The sequence below is a fragment of the Streptomyces caeruleatus genome (genome assembly GCF_001514235.1).
GTDB lineage: Bacteria > Actinomycetota > Actinomycetes > Streptomycetales > Streptomycetaceae > Streptomyces > Streptomyces caeruleatus.
On the sequence record NZ_KQ948924.1, the window covers coordinates 927,682 to 946,395 of the forward strand.

Sequence of the window (18,714 nt, forward strand, 5' to 3'; positions counted from 1 at the left end):
GCGGGTCAGTGCGCCGGGGTGAACGTCATCCGGCGGTCGGCCGGTGAGTAGCCGCTGACGGTCACGGTGGGGCCGTGGGTGGGGACCGACGGGTCGGGGAAGTCCGCGTCCAGCGGCCGCTGTCCGTCCGGGCGCCGGTCGACCGTGGCGAACGGCGGCGGGAACGGCGCGGTGGACTCGATCAGCTCCTGGTAGAAGGGCAGCCAGCGGGCCTGGTCGAAGGCGACGGCGCCGATGACGCGCCCCTGGTAGCCGTAGACGCCGACGAAGCGGTGTTCCTTGAGCGAGCCCTGCGTGATGAGGATCTCCGTGCCCAGCGAAGGCACCCCGACCGACTTGATGTTGACGCCGAACTGCGCGGACCAGAAGGCCGGCACCTCCATGTGAGGCAGGCGGTCGGCGCTCGCGCTGAGCATGTTGTGCGCCGCGATCCCGGCCTGGGTGACGGCGTTGCCCCAGTGCTCCAGGGACAGGAACTGGTAGCCGAACAAGGGGTGCGGGCAGCGGGCGACATCGCCGGCCGCGTAGATGTCGTCGGTCACGATGCCCCGGATGTCGAAGGCACGGCAGCCCGCATCGCAGGCGATGCCCCGGGGTCCGGCGCCGAGTCCGGAACCGGCCAGCCACTCGGTGTTGCGGGTGGCGCCGAGCGAAACGACCACCACGTCGGTCTCCACGACCGAGCCGTCGGACAGCCGCGCGGCGCGCACCCGTCCGGCCGCGTCGCCCTCCAGCGCGGTCACCATGGCCCCGCACCGCAGGTCCACCCCGTGTTCGCGCTGCATCTCGGCGGCGACCGCGCCGACCACCCCGCCGAGTGCGCCGACCAGGGGTGCCGCGCCGCGCTCGACGACGGTGACGGCGAGGCCGCGCTCACGGCAGGCGGAGGCGATCTCCGAGCCGGTGAACCCGGCCCCGACGACCAGGACCCGCTCGGGTCCCGCGTCGAGTCGGCGCGCGAGCGCGGCGCTGTCGTCGCGGCCCCGCAGCACGAAGACGCCGTCGAGCTCCGCCTCGGCCTCGTGCGGCCACGGCCGCGCCCGCACCCCGGTGGCGATCAGCAGCCGGTCGTAGGGCACCTCGTCGCCGTCGGCCAGCCGCACCCGCCCGTCGGCCAGGTCCAGACCGGTGGCCGCGACGCCGAGCCGCCAGGTCGCGTCGACGGCCCGGAGCCGGGGCAGCGCGGTGCGCTCGGCCCTGGCCCGGCCCAGCAGCACCTGCTTGGACAGCGGGGGGCGGTCGTAGGGCTCGTGGGGCTCGTCGCCGATCAGGGTCAGTGACCCCGCGAAGCCCTTCTCCCGCAAGGCCTCCGCGGCTCGCAGACCGGCCAGCGAGGCGCCGACGACCACGATGCGGCCCTCGCGCTTGAGCTGTTCCAGGGATCCGTCACCGGGCACCGGACACCGCCTCGGCCGGTGTGTCCCCGGCATCCGCGACATCCACCGCATCCACCGCATCCACGAGGATCGCCTGGACCGGGCAGGCCGCGGCGGCCCGGGCGAGCTTCTCGCGCTGGGCCTCGTCGACGTCCGGGTCGTACAGCAGCCCTTCCTCGCCGTGCATGGCGAAGACCTCCGGGGCGAGGAACGCGCACTGCGCATAGCCCTGACAACGGTTCAGATCGACGGCAATCCTGACCACGGGATCGGTCCTCTCCAAGGGCCCGGTCAACCCTTCTGCGACCACTCTCGGTGGCCGGGCGGGATGCGACGACGAGGAGGAGGCCGTTCGGGTGAAGGGGGGAGGCGGGGCGTGAGGGACGCGGCCCGATCAGGGCGGGGCGGCGGGCCGTGTCCCGGCGGGGCGCCGGCTCCACAGGATGTTCAGGCTGAGGATCAGCGCCCAGGCCGGGAAGACCAGTTCGGACCAGGGCACGTCCGCCCCCACCACCAGCAGTGTCAGGCCGGCCAGATAGCCGAGGACAACGAGCGGGCGCGGGAGGGCGCCGAGGCGGCGGCCGATCGTCGAGGTCGTGATGACGAAGACGGCCGCCATGCGCATGGCGTACGTGGTCAGTAGGGCGTAGGCGAAGTCGCGGCCGAAGCCCGAGCTCCCCCGGCTCTCGTCGAGTGCGGTGCCGGCGGCCGCGGCGGCGCCGAACAGGGTGGCGACGAAGACCAGGCCACTGCCCAGGAACACGGTGGACACGAACCTGTCCTCGCCCTCGCCGGCCTGTTCACGCAGGGCGCCCATGAACCACAGGAACGCGATGCCGGCGAACGGGAGCAGTTCCAGCGCCGTCCGCAGGGCGCTGCGCTGTCCGGCGTCGACGGTCCCGTCGTGCCCGCCGTCGGGCAGAGCGACCCGTACCAGGACGATCGCCGTGGCCATCAGGATCGCGAACACCACCCCGGCCACCCCGGCGGCCCAGGGTGTCGCGAGGCGCTCGTGCTTCTCCTCCATGGTCTCCCGCCTTCTGGCTGCTCCTCCTTCGTACAGCCACCAGCGAGGGCGGGCCGTGCGCCACCGGGGTCACCCGGGAGGAAGCCCGCGATACGCCATCCAGGTCATGACCGCCGGTCCGCTCCCGGCCCCGCGGAGCCGAGCGCAGTGCGGTGGGGCGCAGCGGCTGGGGCGGGCATCACCTGGAACAGCGCCGATCCGCTCTCGAAGTCCAGCAGCCGCTGTTTGCGGTCCAGGCCGCCGCCGTATCCGGTGAGGCCGCCGTTCGCGCCGACGACGCGGTGGCAGGGGACGATGATGCCGATCGGGTTCCTGCCGTTGGCGAGGCCGACCGCGCGGGATGCGCCGGAGTTGCCCAGGGCGTCGGCGAGCCGGCCGTAGGAGCGGGTCTCGCCGTACGGGATCCGGCGCAGCTGTTCCCAGACACGGCGCTGGAACGGGGTCCCCAGCAGGCGCAGTTCGAGGGTGAAGTCCTTCAACTCGCCTGCGAAATAGGCCTCCAGTTGTTCGGTCGCCTCACCGAAGAGGGAGTCGTCGCGGGTGCCGAAGGTCTCCTCGTGCGGGCGGTGGCGCTGTTCGGTCATGTAGAGACCGCACAGGACGCCGTCCTCGGCGACGAGGGTGAGCGGGCCGTACGGGCTGTCGATGACGGTGTGCTGCTTCATCTGGGCTCCTGATGTGCTTACACGGGGAGGAAGTTGATCGGGTGGCTGTCCGTCGCCCACAGGTACTGGACGGCGTACGCCCGCCAGGGGCGCCAGGCGGCCGCCCGGGCCGTGAGGGCCGCCGGGGTGGACGGGAGGCCCAGTTCCTGGGCCGCGCGGCGGATTCCGAGGTCGGTGGGGAGGAAGGCGTCGGGGTCGCCGAGGGCGCGCATCGCGATGACGTCGACGGTCCAGGGGCCGAACCCGGGGAGGGCGAGGAGGCGGGCCCGGGTCTCCGGCCAGTCGCTGTCGGGGCCCAACCTCACCTCCCCGTCGGCGAGTTGACGGACCAGCGTGGTGAACGTCGTGCGGCGTGTGCGGGGCATCGCCAGTGACTCCGGGTCCACGGCGGCCAGCGCCTCGGGGGACGGGAAGAGGTGGGTGAGGCCGCCCTCGGGGTCGTCGACCCGTTCGCCGTGGACGGTGACCAGGCGGGCCGCGTGGGTGCGGGCGGCGGCCGTGGAGACCTGCTGGCCGAGCACGGCCCGTACGGCGAACTCCGCCTCGTCGACCGTACGGGGCACCCGGCGGCCCGGTGCCTTGTCGACCAGGGGCGCGAGCAGGGGGTCCGTACGCAACTGGTCGTCGATCGCCACCGGATCGGCGTCCAGGTCGAGCATCCGGCGGCAGCGGCTGATCGCGACGGTCAGATCGCGCAGGTCGCCGAGGGTGAGGCGGCAGGCGATGTGGTCGGGCTGGGGCGACAGGGACACGAGGCCGTGGCCGTACGGCAGCCTGAGCGTGCGCCGGTAGGCGCCGTCCCGCCATTCCTCGACGCCGGGTACGGCGGTCGCGGCGAGGTGGCCGAAGAGGTTGTCGGGGTTGAGGGGGGCGCGGAACGGGAGGCGCAGCGTCAGGGCGCCCGCGGTGTTCGGTGGGGTGCCCGGGGTGTTCGGTGGGGTGCCCGGGGTGCCGCGGGGTGCGCGGGCGCGCAGGTCGGTCGGGGCCAGGGCGAAGACCTCGCGGACGGTGTCGTTGAAGGTGCGGATGGAGGCGAACCCGGCCGCGAAGGCGACGTCCGCCATGGGCAGGGGCGTCGTCTCGATGAGGAGCCGGGCCGCCTGGGCGCGCTGGGCGCGGGCCAGGGCGAGCGGACCGGCGCCGAGTTCGGCGAGGAGCTGGCGTTCGATCTGCCGGGTGCTGTAGCCGAGCCGGGCGGCGAGGCCGGGCACGCCCTCGCGGTCCACGACGCCGTCGGCGATCAGCCGCATGGCGCGGGCCACGAGGTCGGCGCGCTGGTTCCACTCCGGGGAGCCGGGGCTGGTGTCGGGGCGGCAGCGCTTGCAGGCCCGGAACCCGGCCTGCTGGCAGGCGGCGGCGCTCGGGAAGAACCGCATGTTCTCCGGCTTGGGCGGGACCACCGGGCAGCTGGGCCGGCAGTAGATCCCGGTCGTCACGACCGCCGTGAAGAACCAGCCGTCGAAGCGGGCGTCCTTGGACTGGACGGCGCGCACGCAGCGCGCGGTGTCGGTGTGCATCCCCTTCTGCATGAGTCCAGCATCGACGACGTGAGGCGACCGGGGCTGGCGAGAATCCGACATCAACCTCGTCTGTGCTGGGAGCGGCCGGATCACCGTCCGCATCACCACCCGCATCACCAGCCGCATCCCCAGCCATATGAATAATCATTCATGTGTTCAGGTGTGGTGGGTAAGATGCCGTCCATGGGTCATGGAGCCGTCACCACCGCGCAGGACGCCCCGGAGCGCGTACGTCTGGACGCGGCCAACGTGGCCAAGGTGGCCACGACCCTCCAGGCCCTCTCCACCCCCTCCCGGCTGCTGATCCTGGCGCGGCTGCGCGAGGGGCCGCTGCCGGCCACGGAGTTGGCGGCCGAGGTGGGCATGGAGCAGTCCGCCTGCTCGCACCAGCTGCGGCTGCTGCGCAACCTGGGTCTGGTGGTGGGTGAGCGCCGCGGGCGTTCGGTCGTGTACGCGCTGCACGACCACCATGTCGCCGAGCTGCTCGACCAGGCCGTGTACCACGTGGAGCATCTGCGGCTGGGCATCAGCGACACGGCCGAGGGCGACAGCGAGGGCGAGGGCGAGGGCGACTGAGGCGCCTGCCGGGCGGCCTGGCGCCGCACACCGTCACGGGACGCGCGGTGACGAGGCGCTGGGGGCGGGAGTCGGTCCCGTGCCCCGCAACTCCTGGATCTTTCCGCCCAGTTGAGGGCGCAGCCGCTCCAGCAACGCCGGTTTCGCGCTGACCACCCATCGGGTGCCGACGAGGTACTTGCCGCCGTAGACGGCGGCCGCGTCCAGCCAGGTGAGCTTGAGCTTCTCCTGCGGGAACGTCGTGATGAGATAGTCGCCCTTCCCGGTGTGGCAGACCCCCTCGCGCAGTTCGTCCGCCTCGGTGCGGATCTTGACCTTGCAGCCCGTCAGATCGGCGATCACCTCGACCTTGGCCGGGGCCACGACGCCGGCCACGGTGGCGGCTACGTTCGTCGGGCCGCTCTGTGCGGCGGAGCCCCTGTCCTCGCCTCCGCCGCACGCGGTGGTCAGGAGCAGCAGGGTCAGACTGCCGGTCGCCGTCGCGACCCGGGCACTGCGGGCGATGCTTCCTCGGTGTGACTGCACGGAGCTTCCTCGGTGTGGCTGTGGCTGCACGAGAGGTGGTACGGATCGGCGCCGGGAGGTGTTCAGCCGCGCGGCGAGCGCGAGTGCTGCGCCGCGGGGTGAGTCAGGTGACGGTGACGGCGCCGCCCGGCACCCTGCCGCTGCTGCCCCACCACGCCCCCGGCGACAGCGCCCTGGCACCCCTCGCCGAACGGACGGCGCGGCACCACCACGCCGTCCTCCTCGCCAACCACGGTCCGGTCGTCGCCGGAGCGCCCCTGGAACAGGCTGCCGCGCTCGCGCCGTAGTCGGCCCGCCTGACCGACGGTTCCGTCAGCGGACCCGCGCCGCGAACGCCTCGTACGCCCGCTCGTCGAAGAGGACGAACCTGACCTCCTCGACGTCGGTCTCCGCCGACCGCACCGTCTCCACGGCGATGCGCGCGGCGTCGTCCAGCGGGTAGCGGTAGACGCCGGTGGAGATCGCCGGGAAGGCGACGGTGCGGGCGCCGAGTTCGTCGGCGACGCGCAGGGACTCGCGGTAGCAGGAGGCGAGGAGACCGGAGCGGTCCTCCTGGGCGGAGAAGACCGGGCCCACCGTGTGGATCACCCAGCGGGCGTCCAGTTCCCCCGCCGTCGTGGCGACCGCCTGCCCCGTGGGCAGGCCCTTGCCGTACCGGGCGGCGCGCAGCTTGCGGCACTCGTCGAGGATGGCGGGGCCGCCGCGGCGGTGGATCGCGCCGTCCACTCCTCCCCCGCCGAGGAGGGAGGAGTTCGCGGCGTTGACGATCGCGTCGGCGCTCTCCCGCGTGATGTCGCCCTGGACGAGCCTGATGGTGGTCATGGCTGCCTCTATAGCAGGCCGGCCCGGCCACCGCAGGTTCACTGCCAGGCGACCGGCAGCGAGCGCACCCCGTGGACCGTGCTCGTCGAGAGGGCGAGCGAGTCGGGCGGGGCCGTCATCCGCAGGGACGGCAGCCTGCGGAACAGGGTGGACAGACCGAGCCGGAGTTCGGTGCGGGCGAGGGACTGGCCGATGCACTGGTGCAGGCCGTGGCCGAAGGCGAGGTGGCCGCTCGCGTCTCGCCGGACGTCGAGGGCGTCGGGGGCGGCGTACACGGCCGGGTCGCGGTTGGCGGCCTGCAGGGCGACCACCACGCCCTCGCCCGCGCGGATGCGGACACCGGACAGGTCGACGTCCTCCGTGGCGACCCGCCGTATCCCGGAGTGGATGACGGTCAGATGGCGCAGGAGTTCCTCCACCGCCCCCGGCCACAGGGAGTCGTCGGCGCGCAGTGCCTCCAGCTGGGCCGGGTGCTGGAGCAGGGCGATGGCGGCCAGCGGGAACATGTTGGCCGTCGTCTCGTGGCCGGCCAGCAGCAGGAGGGAGACCATGCCCGTCGCCTCGTCGAGGCCGGCCTCGCCGGTCGCGACGCGTTCCGTGGCCAGACGGGAGACGAGGTCGTCGGCGGGGTCGTGCGTGCGGCGTTCGATGAGGGCACGCAGATAGCCGTAGAGCGCCATGCGGGCGGCCATCGCCTCGGCCGGGTCGCCGGCGACGCTGGTGAGGGCGTTGGACTTCGCGCGGAAGAAACCGTGGTCCTCGTAGGGGACGCCGAGCAGTTCGCAGATGGCGAGGGTGGGCAGCGGCAGCGCGTACGACGCGACCAGGTCCGCCTCCGTCGCGTCGCCGTCCGTCATCGCGTTCAGCAGGTCGTCGCAGATCCGCTGGACGGCGTCCTCCATCTGCTGGATACGCCGGAAGGTGAAGTCGGGGATCAGCATGCGGCGCAGCCGGGTTGGTCCGGCGGGTCCATCTGGTGGAGAGGCCGGGGGCCTGTGGGGGCGCGCCCGGGCGGGTGTGGGGGAAGTTCGGGTGGTTGGCGTCCGCGCTGAAGCGGGGGTCCGCGAGGACGGTGCGGGCGTCGTCGTGACCGGTGACCAGCCAGGGGCTGTTGTCGCCCCAGATCGTCACCCGGCGGATCGGCTCCTCGGACTGCCACTTGGCGTACTCGGGGGCCGGGTCGAGCAGGGGGCGGAGGGTGGGGAGGGACGGGTGGGTCGTCATGTGTGCGTTCCTTCGGTGTGCAGGCCCGCGAGGTCGAGCAGCAGCGACTTGACCTCCGTGGCGGCGTACGCGTCCCCTTCCCGCTCCGGCTCCGAGCACAGCAGTACGGGGCCGTGGTCGGGGTCGGCGGGCAGCCGGCCGTGGCTGCCGCGGACGCCGGACGGGTCGAGGGGGACGGTCTTGAGGCGGTAGCGGAAGCCGAGCTTCTTGCGGGCGACCTGGCCGACGGCGCGCAGTTTCACCGCGGGGACCGTCTCGTCGTAGAGCAGCTCGGCGGGGTCGTAGCCGGGCTTGCGGTGGATCTCGACCTGGCGGGCGAAGTCGGGGGCGCGTTCGTCGTCCAGCCAGTAGTAGTACGTGAACCAGGCGTCGGGGTCGGCGACAGCGACGAGTTCCCCGGAGCGCTCGTGGTCCAGGCCGTGCGCCGCCCTGCCCTCGGCGTCCAACACCCGTTCCACGCCGTCGAGTTCACCGACGATCTTCGCGACGGGCCCGGTGTCGGCCGGGTCGCGGACGTAGACGTGGGCGACCTGGTGGTCGGCGACCGCGAAGGCGCGTGAGGTCCACGGGTCGAGGTACTCCATGCCGTCCTGCGTGTACACCTCCAGCAGGCCGGCCCTGCGCAGGGCGCGGTTGATGTCGACCGGGCGGGAGACGGGTGTGATGCCGTACTCGCTCAGCGCCACGACCGTCGCGCCCTCGCGCAGGAAGTGGTCGATCAGCGGGCTCAGGGCGTCGTCGAGCCGGCGGGCCGCCTCGGCCGTCGCGTCCGAGTCGGGGCCGGAGCGCTGGGGCTCGTAGTCCAGCTGCGGGATGTAGACGAGCGTGAGGTCGGGGCGCTTCTCGTCGAAGACCTGGCGGGCGGCGGCCAGGATCCACTGGGTGGAGGGCAGGCCGGCGTTCGGGCCCCAGTAGGTGAACAGGGGGAACGGGCCCAGCCGGTCGGTGAGTTCGTCGTGCAGGGACGGCGGCCAGGTGTAGCAGTCGGGTTCCTTGGCGCCGTCGGAGTAGTAGATGGGGCGCGGGGTGACCGTCCAGTCGACGTCGGCGCCCATCGCGTACCACCAGCAGATGTTGGCGACCGTGTAGTCGGGGTTCGACCTGCGGGCCGTCTCCCAGATCTTCTCGCCGCCGACGAGCGCGTTGTGCTGGCGCCAGAGCATGACCTCGCCGAGGTCGCGGAAGTACCAGCCGTTGGCCACCGCGCCGTGCGTGGAGGGGGGTTCGCCGGTGAGGAGGGTGGACTGGACGGTGCAGGTGACGGCGGGCAGCACGGTGTCGAGCCGGGACCGGAAGCCGCGTTCGCCGAGGGCGGCGACAGACGGCATGTGCTTCAGCAGGTGGGGGGTGAGGCCGACGATGTCGAGGACGACAACGCGGTTCGCCGGGTGGTCGGTCGTCATGACGGGTCCTCCTTGAGGCCGAGGCCGGTCAACCGGTCACGGGCCCAGGCGAGTTCGGCGGCGATGCCGCCGGGCAGGTCGGCCGGCGGTTCGGGCAGGACGGACCAGGTGTAGGTCTCGACCTCGATGTGGTCGCAGCCGGCCGAGGCCCCGCCCAGCAGCCCGGTGAGGACCTGGTCGAGCTGGTCGGCCGTGGTACGCAGCGGGGGTTCGGGCTCGGTGTGCAGCGGGGCGTGGAAGTGGACGCGCCAGGGGCCGCCGTCGGCGGGAAGCCCGCCGCCCAAGGCCTCCGGGAGGTCGTCCACGCCGACGACGTCACCGTCGCTCGTGGTCCGGGTCTGGTGCAGGAACCGGGGTTCGGCGAGCCGGCGCAGGGCCGCGCGGGCGGCGGGGTCGGCCGGGGCGGCGGCCTCCACCGCGCAGGACGCCTGGAGCTTGACGACGGGCATCCCGGCTTCCGTGAGCCGGCGCAGGGCCTCGGAGGGCTGCTCGAACTGCACGGCGAGGTGGCAGGCGTCCAGGCAGACGCCGAGCCGGTCGGGGTCCAGTCCGCCGAGTTCCCGTACCGCCTGGGTGGTGGTCTCGACGACGCACCCGGGTTCGGGTTCGAAGCCGACGCGGATACGGCGGCCCGTCCACGCCTCCAGCGCGGCGAGCCCCGTGGTCAGGCGGGCCAGGGCGTGCCGGGCCTCCTCGGCGCAGGCGGGCGTCCACGGGGTGCGCCAGGCGAGCGGCAGCGTGGAGACGCTTCCGCGGCCGACATCGTCGGGGAGGAGGGCGGCGAGGACGCGGGCGCAGTCCAGGGTGTACTTCAGCCGGGCCTCGTCGGCCCAGTCGGGCAGGTACACGTCCTTTTTGACGACCTCGCGGTGGAATCCGGCGTACGGGAAGGCGTTGAGGGTGACGGTCTCCAGCCCGCGCGCCCCCAGCTCGCGCTTCAGCCGCGCCAGCGACCCCTCGTCGTCGGCGAGTTCGGTGACCACGCCCCGGGCCAGCCACAGCCCGATACCGAGCCGGTCGGCGCCGAGGCGTTCGCGCACGGGCTCGGCGTACGCGGCGAGTTGGGCGATGACGCCCTCCAGGTCCTCGGCCTGGTGGACGTTGCTGCAGTAGCCGAGGTGGACGGTCGTGCCGTCCGGATGCAGAAAGCGCATGGGACGGTCACGCTCCCCCGCGGCGTATGGAGTTGCCCTGGAAGGTGGCCTCCCCGTCCGGTTTGGGCTCGTCCAGCTCCAGCCGTCCGCTCTGGCCGTAGAAGGCGACGGGGTTGCGCCACAGCACGGCGTCCACGGCGTCGTCGCCGAACCCGGCGGCGAGCATGGCGTCGGCCGTCCTGCGGGTCTTGAGCGGATCCGAACGCCCCCAGTCCGCGGCGGAGTTCACGAGCACCCGTTCCGTGCCGTGCTCCTTGAGGATCGCCACCATCCGGTCCTCGCTCATCTTGGTCTTCGGGTAGATCGAGAACCCGGCCCAGCAGCCGCTGTCGAGGACCATGCCGACGGTGAGCTCGTTGAGGTGGTCGAGGACGACGAGTTCGGGGGCGATGCCCGACTCCCGTACGACGTCCAGAGTGCGCCGCGTACCGGCCGCCTTGTCGCGGTGCGGGGTGTGCACGAGGGCGGGCAGCTCGTGCTCGACGGCGAGCTGGAGCTGCCGGGCGAGCGCCTGGTCCTCCTGCGGTGTCATCGAGTCGTAGCCGATCTCGCCGACGGCGACGACCCGGTCCTTGGCGAGGTAGCGGTCCAGTTCGTCGAGGACCGGGAGGCAGCGGGGGTCGTTGGCCTCCTTCGGGTTGAGCGCGATCGTGCAGAAGTGCTGGATGCCGAACTGGGCGGCACGGTACGGCTCCCAGCCGAGCAGCCCGTCGAAGTAGTCGTAGAAGCTCTCGGGCGAGGTCCGGGGCTGGCCGAGCCAGAAGGCGGGCTCCACGACCGCGCGTACCCCGGCGGCGTACATCGCCTCGTAGTCGTCGGTCGTCCGGGAGGTCATGTGGATGTGGGGGTCGAAGATGCGCACGGTCAGCCCTCTTCCTTGAGTACGTCCGTGAGTCGGTCCATGGGTCGGTCCGTGAGTGCGTGCTTGAGTTCCGCGCCGATGACGTCCGGGAAGGCTCGGACGAGGGGCACGACGTCCTGGGGTACGTCCCGTCCGGCGACGATCCGCTCGTGGGCGAAGTCGGCGAGCATCCGGGCCAGTTCGCGGTCCGCGCGGCGGTCGAGGCCGGTGACGCGGTCGAGCGGGATCTCGCAGAACACGCACTTCAGTACGGCCTGGCGGAACTCGGCGTCCGGGAGATGCGCGGCGGCGTACGGGCCGAGGGCGGCCTCGACCAGGGTGGTGTCGTTGCCCCGCAGGGCTTCCCGTACGAGGGGCAGGGCGAGGTCGCCCAGGTCGAGCAGCGCCACGGCGCGCAGGACGGCGCGCTGTTCGGCCGGGTCGCCGTGCCGGTGCAGGCGGGTCACCTCGTCGGCGAGGGCCTGGCCGCGCAGGGGCAGCGCGGTGAGCAGGACGGCCCGGGCGGCCTCGTCGACGCTCCAGTGGCCGTCGAGGCGGCCGTGTCCGCAGCGCCGCCGGACGGCCGGGAAGAGCCGTCGTACGGCGGCGGGTTCGGCCGTCACCTTGACAACGCTGTCGTCCAGCCAGGCGCGGGCCGTCGGGTCCAGCACGGCGATCAGGGCGGGGTGGGGGTTCGGCGGGGTCGGCGCGGAGGCGGTCGTGACTGCCATCGAGGAACACCTTCTGCGAGGTGGGAGGGGTGGGGCCTGAAGCAGGGCGGGCGGGGGGTGCGTCTAGCCGAGCGCGCGCAGGAACTCGATCGAGCGGTGGGCGACTTCGGGCGCGTCGAGCGAGCCGCCCTGGATCTCCACGGAGATCAGACCGCGGTGGTTCATCGCGCGCAGGGCGTCCAGGACGGGCGGGAAGTCGATCTCGCCGGCGCCGAATTCGAGGTGCTGGTGGATGCCGCGCCGCATGTCCTCGATCTGCACGTTGCGCAGAAGAGGCGCCGCGTCGTGCACGCAGTCGAGCACGGAACGATTCTCCACGCAGTGCGCGTGGCCGATGTCCAGGGTGATCCCGAACAGCTCGTGCCCGTCGACGAGTTGGGCGAGGCGCAGGCAGCGTTCCACGGTGTCGACGAACATGTACGGCTCCGGCTCGAAGGCCAGCGCGACGCCGTACGTCTCCGCTGTCTCCAGCACGGTCTCGACACCGGCCGCGAGTCGCTTCCACGCGTCCCGCTCCGGCAGCCCGTCCGGCGCGGGGCCGCTGCACAGATGCACGGTGGGCGCCCCGAGGTCCGCCGCGATACGCAGCGCGCGGCGCAGCAGATCGACCCTCGGCTCGGAGCCGTCGGACATCAGCGTGGGCAGGTGCTTGCCCCAGGGGTCGAGGAAGTACGGCGCCCCGGTCTCGACCGTCACGTCCAGTCCGTGCCGCGCGAGTTGCCGCGCGAGGTCGTCGACGCGTCTCGGCAGGTCGTCCGCGTACGGGTCGAGATGGCCGTGGTCGAGGGTGAGCGCGACGCCGTCGTAGCCGAGGTCGGCGAGGACGACCAGGACGTCGGAGAGCCGGTGGTGCGTGAACCCGTTGGTGCCGTAGCCGAACTTGAGGGGGGTGGAGACAGAAGTGGGGGGAGGTCTCATGGTGCGGGTTCCTCACACGGAGGTGTGGTGGGTCTCAGGTGGGCGATATGCGCCGGGCGAGCCGTCGCGCGAGGGGATGGATCACACCGAGCGCCGCGGCGACACCCGGCGCCCCACCGCGCGCGGTCAGCGCGGCCTGCAAAGGCATCAGCCCCATGATCCCGGCCCCCACGGCCCGCCCCACGTTCTCCCCCGACGGCTCCCGCATGGCCCGGACCTGGGCGGCCCCATAGGTCCCTAGATAGGCAAGGGCACCACCAAGGCCGATGGCAGCCCGCAGCCTCTTGGAAGTCACGGCGCCGGCAACCCCCTTGAGGGGCGCGGGGAACTGCGCGACAAGCCCCGACGGCGCGGCAGACGCCGAACAGCCTCGCGCGGCACCCCTCAAGACGCCACCCGAGACCGGAACGGCCCCCGCGGCGAGCGCCGTCACCGCAGACACCGCCAGCGTCGCCGAAGGCACCCGCTCAGGCGCCCCACCGACCTCATACCGACTCAGCGCCATCAGCGTCCCGGTATGCACCCCGACCAGCCCGGCAGGCACCGCGGCCCGCCGCAGCAAACCCCCGACCGACTCCGCCCCGCCCCCCGCCGCGACCGCTCCGGCCAGAACGTCCAGAACCCGAGCCCCAGCCATGGCGAAGCCCCCCGCCGGGGTGGACTTCAGCTTCAGGTCGTACGCCCACACCAGCCCCGCCAACGGCAGCGCGACACCCACACCGCGCCGGCCCCCCGCCGCGGCGGCGAGACCGAGCCCCGCCGCCGTGAGCGTTCCGGCCACGGCGAGCGCGGTACGCCGCGGAACCCGTCCCGACGGCACAGGTCGCCCCGGCCGCTCGACGGAGTCCACCGCCGCGTCGGCGTAGTCGTTCAGGGCCATGCCGGCCCAGTACAGGCAGACGGAGGAACCGATCACTCCGAAGGTACGGGCGCTCAGCGGGCGTCCGACGGCGGCCGCTCCCGCGAGCACGTCGCCGGGCACACTCAGCGCGGCCGGAGCTCTGACGAGTTCGGCGAGGTCACTGAGGCGCACGGCAGACCGGGATCCGAAGCGGGCAACCGCTTTCCGATCTTTCATGCGCCGCACCCTACTCGCGGCCGTTGACCATTCAGGCACCTACCGCTTGGTAAGCGAAGTGACAAAGTAGACAGAGAATCTTTCTTACCTTGGCACCCCAACACCCGGTAAACGTGGACCGTTTGAGCAGTTCGACGCTCCCGCCGAACAGCCTCACGCTCCCCGCTGAACAGCCGCGCGCTCCCCGCCGGGCAGCTCACGGCTCCTGCCTCAGCCGCCGCCACACCGCCTTGGCCGCGTTGTGCCCCGACATGCCGTGCACGCCCGGTCCGGGCGGGGTGGCCGACGAGCAGATGTAGACGGCCGGGTGCGGGGTGCGGTAGGGGAAGAGCGACAGCCTGGGCCGGAGCAGGAGTTGGAGCCCGGAGGCGGCGCCGGAGGCGATGTCCCCGCCGACGTAGTTGGCGTTGCGGGCGGCGAGTTCGGCCGGTCCGGCGGTCGCGCGGGCGAGGACGCGGTCGCGGAACCCCGGGGCGAAGCGCTCCAGTTGGCGTTCGATGGCGTCGGTGAGGTCTCCGGTCCAGCCGTTGGGCACATGGCCGTACGCCCAGAAGACATGCTTGCCCTCGGGTGCCCGGGTCGGGTCGACGACGCTGGGCTGCACCGTGATCATGAACGGCTTGTCGGGTGCCCGGCCCTCCCGGGACGCGGCGCGCAGCGCGGCGCCGATCTCCGCGCTGTCCCCGCCGACCTGCACGGTGCCGGCCCGCCGCGCCTCCGGTGAGGTCCACGGCACGGGGCCGTCCAGCGCGTAGTCGATCTTGAAGGCTGCGGCGCCGTAGCGGTAGTTCTCGTAGTAGCGGCCGAGCCCGGCGATGCGGGCCAGCGCGGTGGGTGAGGTGTCGAAGATGTACGCGCGGGCGGGCGGCAGGTCGTCGAGCCGCTTGACCTCGTAGTCGGTGTGGACGGTGCCGCCGAGGTCCTGCAGATAGGCGGTGAGGGCGTCGGAGATGGACTGGGAGCCGCCGCGGGCCACGGGCCACCCGCGGGCGTGCGCGGCGAGGGCGAAGACCAGGCCGATGGCGCTGGTGGCGAAGCCGCCCAGCGGGGCGATGACGTGCGCGACGAGGCCGGCGAACAGCGTCCTGGCCCGCTCGTCACGGAAGCGGCGCATCAGCCACGTCGACGGGGGCAGTCCGACCAGGCCGAACCGGGCGAGGGTGACGGGGTCCCGGGGGAGCGCGGTGAGGGGCAGGGACATGAAGTCCCGGGCCAGGGTGTCCCACTTGGCGAGGAACGGCTCGACCAGCCTGCGGTACGTGCCCGCGTCGCGCGGGCCGAAGGAGGCGGCGGTCTCGGCGACGGACCGGGACAGCACGGCGGCGCTGCCGTCGGTGAAGGGGTGCGCCATGGGCAGCTCGGCGTGCAGCCACTGAAGGCCGTAACGGTCGAGCGGCATGGTCCGGAACACGGGCGAGTTGATGCCCAGGGGATGCGCGGCGGAGCACGGGTCGTGCCGGAAGCCGGGGAGGGTCAGCTCCTCGGTACGGGCTCCGCCGCCGACGGTGTCCCGCGCCTCGAACACGGCCACGGAGAAGCCGCGGCGGGCCAGCTCCACGGCAGCGGTCAGTCCGTTCGGCCCCGCTCCCACCACGACCGCATCGAGCATCGACGGCACCTTCGGACTCCTTCGTCAGCCGATGGCCATTGAAGGATCAGGATATGCCGGGGCACTGACAGAGCAGGGGTGCGGTGCCGCACCCGGAGGGCGCGGGGCCGTGTCGGTCCGGGCCGGGCCGAGCTCCTGGACCAGTCGATCCGGGGCCGGGCCGAGCTCCTGGACGATCAGCGTCCTGCCGCCAGCAGTCCGGCGACCCGGCGAGCCGTGGCCGCGTCCCGGGCCGTGGTGAACGGCAGCGCGTTGCCGCCCGTGATGCGGAAGGGTTCGCCCGCGTGGGTCAGGTGGGCGCCGCCCGCCTCCTCGACCAGGAGGATGCCCGCGGCGTGGTCCCAGGCCAGGTCCCAGCTGAACGCGGTCGCGTCCAACTCGCCCCGGGCGACGGCGAGATACTCAAGGCCCGCCGAACCGCAGGGGCGCGGCCGGACCCCGTCGGTCCACAGGCCAAGCAGCTGGCGCTTCTGTTCGTCGGTCGTGTAGTCCGGGTGGGAGGTGGCGACGTCCAGGTCCCGGCCGGGTTCCGGCGCGCCGGAGCGCAGCCGCACGCCGTCGAGGTAGGCACCCTTGCCCCGGATCGCCGTGGCCAGTTGGTCGCGGGCGGGGGCGTAGGTCCAGGAGGCGAGCACGACGCCGCGTTGTGCGAGCGCCACCAGCGTGCAGAAGCCGGTGTCGCCGTGCACGAACTGGCGGGTGCCGTCGACGGGGTCGACGATCCAGACCGGGGCGTCGCCCTGGAGCGCCTCGTACGACGCCGGGTCGGCGTCCACCGTCTCCTCGCCGACCACGACCGAGCCGGGCAGCAGCGCGCCGAGCACCTCGGTGAGGTGCTTCTCGGCGAGCCGGTCGGCGTCGGTCACCAGGTCGTGCGGTCCGGCCTTCTGGTCGACCTCGTGGTCGGCCAGCTGCCGGAAGCGGGGCATGATCTCGGCCGCGGCCGCCTGGCGGACCGCTTCTTCCACGTCTGCCGCGTGCCTGCCGAGAAACTCGTCGATGGTTTCGTTTTCTTCGATCACCCCTCCATGAGAGCACGCCCCACTGACAATCCCCGCCGGCCGGGTGGCCGGCGGATGGCATCGACATGAACACGAGGGGCGGATATCAGCAGGTCAGACCCCGGGGCTCGGCGTCCGGGGCCTGCCCTCAGCGCCCGACCGCATAGCCCTGCATCCCCCGGGGATTCGCCGCCGCCGACAGCACCCCGGTCTCCGGGTCCCGCGCGACGGCGCACAGCCGCCCCTCCGACCAGTCGTCCCCGACGGTCACCTCGTGCCCGCGCCGCCTCAGTTCCTCGACCACCTCGACGGGCGTACGGGACTCCACGGTGACGCTTCCCGGGCGCATCCCGCGCGGGTAGAAGGAGCCGGGGAAGCTGTCGTTGTGCCAGTTCGGGGCGTCGATCGCGCCCTGGAGGTCGAGGCCGCCGCGGACCGGGGCGCGCAGGGCGACCGCCAGGAGGAAGTGCAGCTGCCACTGGTCCTGCTGGTCCCCGCCGGGCGTGCCGAAGGCCATGACGGGCACGCCGTCGCGCAGGGCGATCGAGGGCGTGAGCGTCGTACGGGGCCGCCGTCCCGGTGTGAGCGAGTTCGGCAGGCCCTCCTCCAGCCAGGTCATCTGGAGCCGGGTGCCGAGCGGGAAGCCCAGTTCGGGCACGACGGGGTTGGACTGGAGCCAGCCGCCGCTGGGTGTGGCCGCGATCATGTTGCCCCAGCGGTCGACGATGTCGAGGTGGCAGGTGTCGCCGCGGGTGGCGCCGTCGGCGGAGACGTCGGGCTCGCCCGGGACCGGCGACGTGGGGCTCTTGGCGACGGTCGGCTCGCCCACGCCCAGCACGTCGAAGCCGGGTTCGTCGGAGGCCACCACGCGCGCGTGGGCGCACAGGCGCGGGGCGCGTCCGCCCGGGCTGCCGGGCCGCAGCTCGTGGGAGGCCTTCTCGCCGACCAGCTCCCGCCGGGCCGCGTTGTACTCGTCCGACAGCAGCTCGGCGAGCGGCACCTCGGCCGCGTCGCCGTACCAGGCCTCCCGGTCGGCCATGGCCAGCTTGCAGCCCTCGACCAGCAGATGGACGTACTCGGCGGACCCGTACCGGGGCAACTCGGGCGGAAGCAGGGCGAGCTGCTGGAGGAGGACCGGTCCCTGGCTCCAGGGGCCGGCCTTGCACACGGTCCAGCCGTTCCAGTCGTACGTCGCCGGCGCCTCGTAGGTCGCGGACCAGGCGGCGAGGTCGGCGGCCGTGAGCGTGCCGGTGTGCCGCTCGCCGCTGGTGTCCATGGTGGGCCGCTGGGCCTGCCGTACGAGGGCCTCGGCGATGAACCCGGTGCGCCACACCTCCCGCGCGGCCTCGATCTGCGCGACCCGGTCCCCGGCACCGGCGACCTCGTCGAGCAGCCGCTTCCAGGTGGCGGCAAGGGCGGGGTTGCGGAACAGCTCCCCGGGCCTGGGCGCCTTCCCGCCGGGCAGGTACACCTCGGCCGACGAGGTCCACTCCGTCTCGAACAGCTCCCGCACGGTCTCCACGGTCTCGCCGACGCGCTCCACGGGCGCGTGGCCGTGTTCGGCGTATCCGATGGCGTACTGCAGTACTTCGGCGAGCGACTTGGTGCCGTGGTCCCGCAGCAGCAGCATCCAGGCGTCGAACGCGCCGGGCACGGCGGCGGCGAGCGGTCCCGTGCCGGGCACGAGGTCCAGTCCGAGCTCTCGGTAGTGCGCGACGGTCGCCCCGGCCGGTGCCACGCCCTGCCCGCACAGCACCCGTACCTCGCCGCCGGTCGGGGCGAGGAGGATCGGTACCTCACCGGCCGGTCCGTTGAGATGCGGCTCGACGACGTGCAGCACGAACGCGCCGGCCACGGCGGCGTCGTAGGCGTTGCCCCCGCGTTCCAGTACGGCCATCGCGGACTGCGAGGCGAGCCAGTGGGTGGAGGACACCATGCCGAAGGTGCCCTGGAGGGTCGGGCGGGTGGTGAACATAGGGAGCAGGCTATCGATCACCATGCGCCCTGGCTGAGCACCCCCGAGCGCCGCCGCCCGATTCCGGGAATCGCGCGACGGAGTGATCTGCGTCACCAAGATCTGGAACCGAGTGATGTTTCCCGGAGGCGGCTCGCTGGGTATGGCGGGCCGCCTGTGTGTCGGGTGTGCCTCAGGTGACTTCTTCGTGGCCCTGGCCCTTTCGGCGGCTCTGGGCCTTCTACTGGGGTGGGTTCGTCGTGAGTCGTCGTACGTCGCATGCGTACAGA

At 72.9% G+C, this 18,714-nt stretch carries 19 protein-coding genes; 2 read left to right on the top strand and 17 right to left on the bottom strand.

Translation table 11 applies throughout. From position 1 onward, the window contains the following. Window positions 1-5: 5 nt before the first annotated feature. The 5 genes from AQJ67_RS04065 to AQJ67_RS04085 all read right to left on the bottom strand — a co-directional run bounded on the left by AQJ67_RS04065 (window position 6) and on the right by AQJ67_RS04085 (window position 4,597). Complete coding sequence (locus AQJ67_RS04065) at window positions 6-1,430, bottom strand: NAD(P)/FAD-dependent oxidoreductase (RefSeq protein WP_208614893.1); 1,425 nt, start codon at window positions 1,428-1,430, stop codon at window positions 6-8. After that, a complete protein-coding gene (locus tag AQJ67_RS04070) occupies window positions 1,387-1,641 on the bottom strand; it encodes a ferredoxin (RefSeq protein ID WP_062716559.1) in 255 nt (84 codons plus the stop codon). Before AQJ67_RS04070 ends, AQJ67_RS04065 begins: the two co-directional genes overlap by 44 nt. Before the next feature lie 129 nt (window positions 1,642-1,770). Then, complete coding sequence (locus AQJ67_RS04075) at window positions 1,771-2,403, bottom strand: hypothetical protein (RefSeq protein ID WP_062716560.1); 633 nt, start codon at window positions 2,401-2,403, stop codon at window positions 1,771-1,773. Window positions 2,404-2,507: 104 nt separating this feature from the next. Further along, window positions 2,508-3,068 carry a methylated-DNA--[protein]-cysteine S-methyltransferase gene (locus tag AQJ67_RS04080; RefSeq protein ID WP_079055743.1) on the bottom strand — a complete coding sequence of 187 codons (561 nt, stop codon included), beginning with the start codon at window positions 3,066-3,068 and terminating at the stop codon, window positions 2,508-2,510. Between the two features lie 17 nt (window positions 3,069-3,085). Further along, window positions 3,086-4,597 (bottom strand): AlkA N-terminal domain-containing protein, encoded by a 1,512-nt coding sequence (locus tag AQJ67_RS04085; RefSeq protein ID WP_279616870.1) that lies wholly within the window; start codon window positions 4,595-4,597, stop codon window positions 3,086-3,088. A 174-nt stretch (window positions 4,598-4,771) separates the two neighbouring features. Here AQJ67_RS04085 and AQJ67_RS04090 point away from each other — a divergent pair, with 174 nt between their 5' ends. Then, entirely contained in the window at window positions 4,772-5,164 is a 393-nt protein-coding gene (locus AQJ67_RS04090; RefSeq protein WP_062716790.1) for an ArsR/SmtB family transcription factor, read from the top strand. Window positions 5,165-5,197: 33 nt separating this feature from the next. Here the strand turns inward: AQJ67_RS04090 and AQJ67_RS04095 are convergent, their stop codons facing one another. Beyond that, complete coding sequence (locus tag AQJ67_RS04095) at window positions 5,198-5,689, bottom strand: hypothetical protein (protein WP_244190350.1); 492 nt, start codon at window positions 5,687-5,689, stop codon at window positions 5,198-5,200. Between the two features lie 107 nt (window positions 5,690-5,796). Between AQJ67_RS04095 and AQJ67_RS04100 the strand changes: the two genes are divergently transcribed. Further along, window positions 5,797-5,976 (top strand): class II aldolase/adducin family protein, encoded by a 180-nt coding sequence (locus AQJ67_RS04100; RefSeq protein ID WP_244190351.1) that lies wholly within the window; start codon window positions 5,797-5,799, stop codon window positions 5,974-5,976. Between the two features lie 25 nt (window positions 5,977-6,001). Here AQJ67_RS04100 and AQJ67_RS04105 read toward each other — a convergent pair whose 3' ends face one another. The 11 genes from AQJ67_RS04105 to AQJ67_RS04155 all read right to left on the bottom strand — a co-directional run bounded on the left by AQJ67_RS04105 (window position 6,002) and on the right by AQJ67_RS04155 (window position 18,445). Next, a complete protein-coding gene (locus AQJ67_RS04105) occupies window positions 6,002-6,511 on the bottom strand; it encodes an O-acetyl-ADP-ribose deacetylase (RefSeq protein ID WP_062716562.1) in 510 nt (169 codons plus the stop codon). A 38-nt stretch (window positions 6,512-6,549) separates the two neighbouring features. Beyond that, window positions 6,550-7,452 (bottom strand): cytochrome P450, encoded by a 903-nt coding sequence (locus tag AQJ67_RS04110; protein ID WP_244190352.1) that lies wholly within the window; start codon window positions 7,450-7,452, stop codon window positions 6,550-6,552. A 279-nt stretch (window positions 7,453-7,731) separates the two neighbouring features. Beyond that, window positions 7,732-9,138, bottom strand: coding sequence for an alkaline phosphatase family protein (locus AQJ67_RS04115; RefSeq protein WP_062716563.1), 1,407 nt, complete (start codon window positions 9,136-9,138; stop codon window positions 7,732-7,734). Beyond that, window positions 9,135-10,292, bottom strand: coding sequence for a metabolite traffic protein EboE (gene eboE, locus AQJ67_RS04120; RefSeq protein WP_062716564.1), 1,158 nt, complete (start codon window positions 10,290-10,292; stop codon window positions 9,135-9,137). The genes AQJ67_RS04115 and eboE overlap by 4 nt, the downstream gene beginning before the upstream one ends. 7 nt (window positions 10,293-10,299) lie before the next feature. Then, a complete protein-coding gene (locus tag AQJ67_RS04125) occupies window positions 10,300-11,154 on the bottom strand; it encodes a TatD family hydrolase (protein WP_062716565.1) in 855 nt (284 codons plus the stop codon). Between the two features lie 2 nt (window positions 11,155-11,156). Next, window positions 11,157-11,864 carry an EboA domain-containing protein gene (locus AQJ67_RS04130; RefSeq protein ID WP_063807273.1) on the bottom strand — a complete coding sequence of 236 codons (708 nt, stop codon included), beginning with the start codon at window positions 11,862-11,864 and terminating at the stop codon, window positions 11,157-11,159. A gap of 63 nt (window positions 11,865-11,927) precedes the next feature. Then, window positions 11,928-12,782, bottom strand: a complete 855-nt coding sequence (locus AQJ67_RS04135) for a sugar phosphate isomerase/epimerase family protein (RefSeq protein ID WP_062716566.1) — start codon at window positions 12,780-12,782, stop codon at window positions 11,928-11,930. Between the two features lie 34 nt (window positions 12,783-12,816). After that, complete coding sequence (locus AQJ67_RS04140; protein WP_062716567.1) at window positions 12,817-13,860, bottom strand: SCO3242 family prenyltransferase; 1,044 nt, start codon at window positions 13,858-13,860, stop codon at window positions 12,817-12,819. A 196-nt stretch (window positions 13,861-14,056) separates the two neighbouring features. Then, window positions 14,057-15,469, bottom strand: coding sequence for a phytoene desaturase family protein (locus AQJ67_RS04145; protein WP_062716568.1), 1,413 nt, complete (start codon window positions 15,467-15,469; stop codon window positions 14,057-14,059). A gap of 176 nt (window positions 15,470-15,645) precedes the next feature. After that, window positions 15,646-16,491, bottom strand: a complete 846-nt coding sequence (locus AQJ67_RS04150; protein WP_062716569.1) for an inositol monophosphatase family protein — start codon at window positions 16,489-16,491, stop codon at window positions 15,646-15,648. A gap of 127 nt (window positions 16,492-16,618) precedes the next feature. After that, window positions 16,619-18,445, bottom strand: a complete 1,827-nt coding sequence (locus tag AQJ67_RS04155) for a gamma-glutamyltransferase family protein (RefSeq protein ID WP_062716570.1) — start codon at window positions 18,443-18,445, stop codon at window positions 16,619-16,621. Window positions 18,446-18,714: the final 269 nt, after the last annotated feature.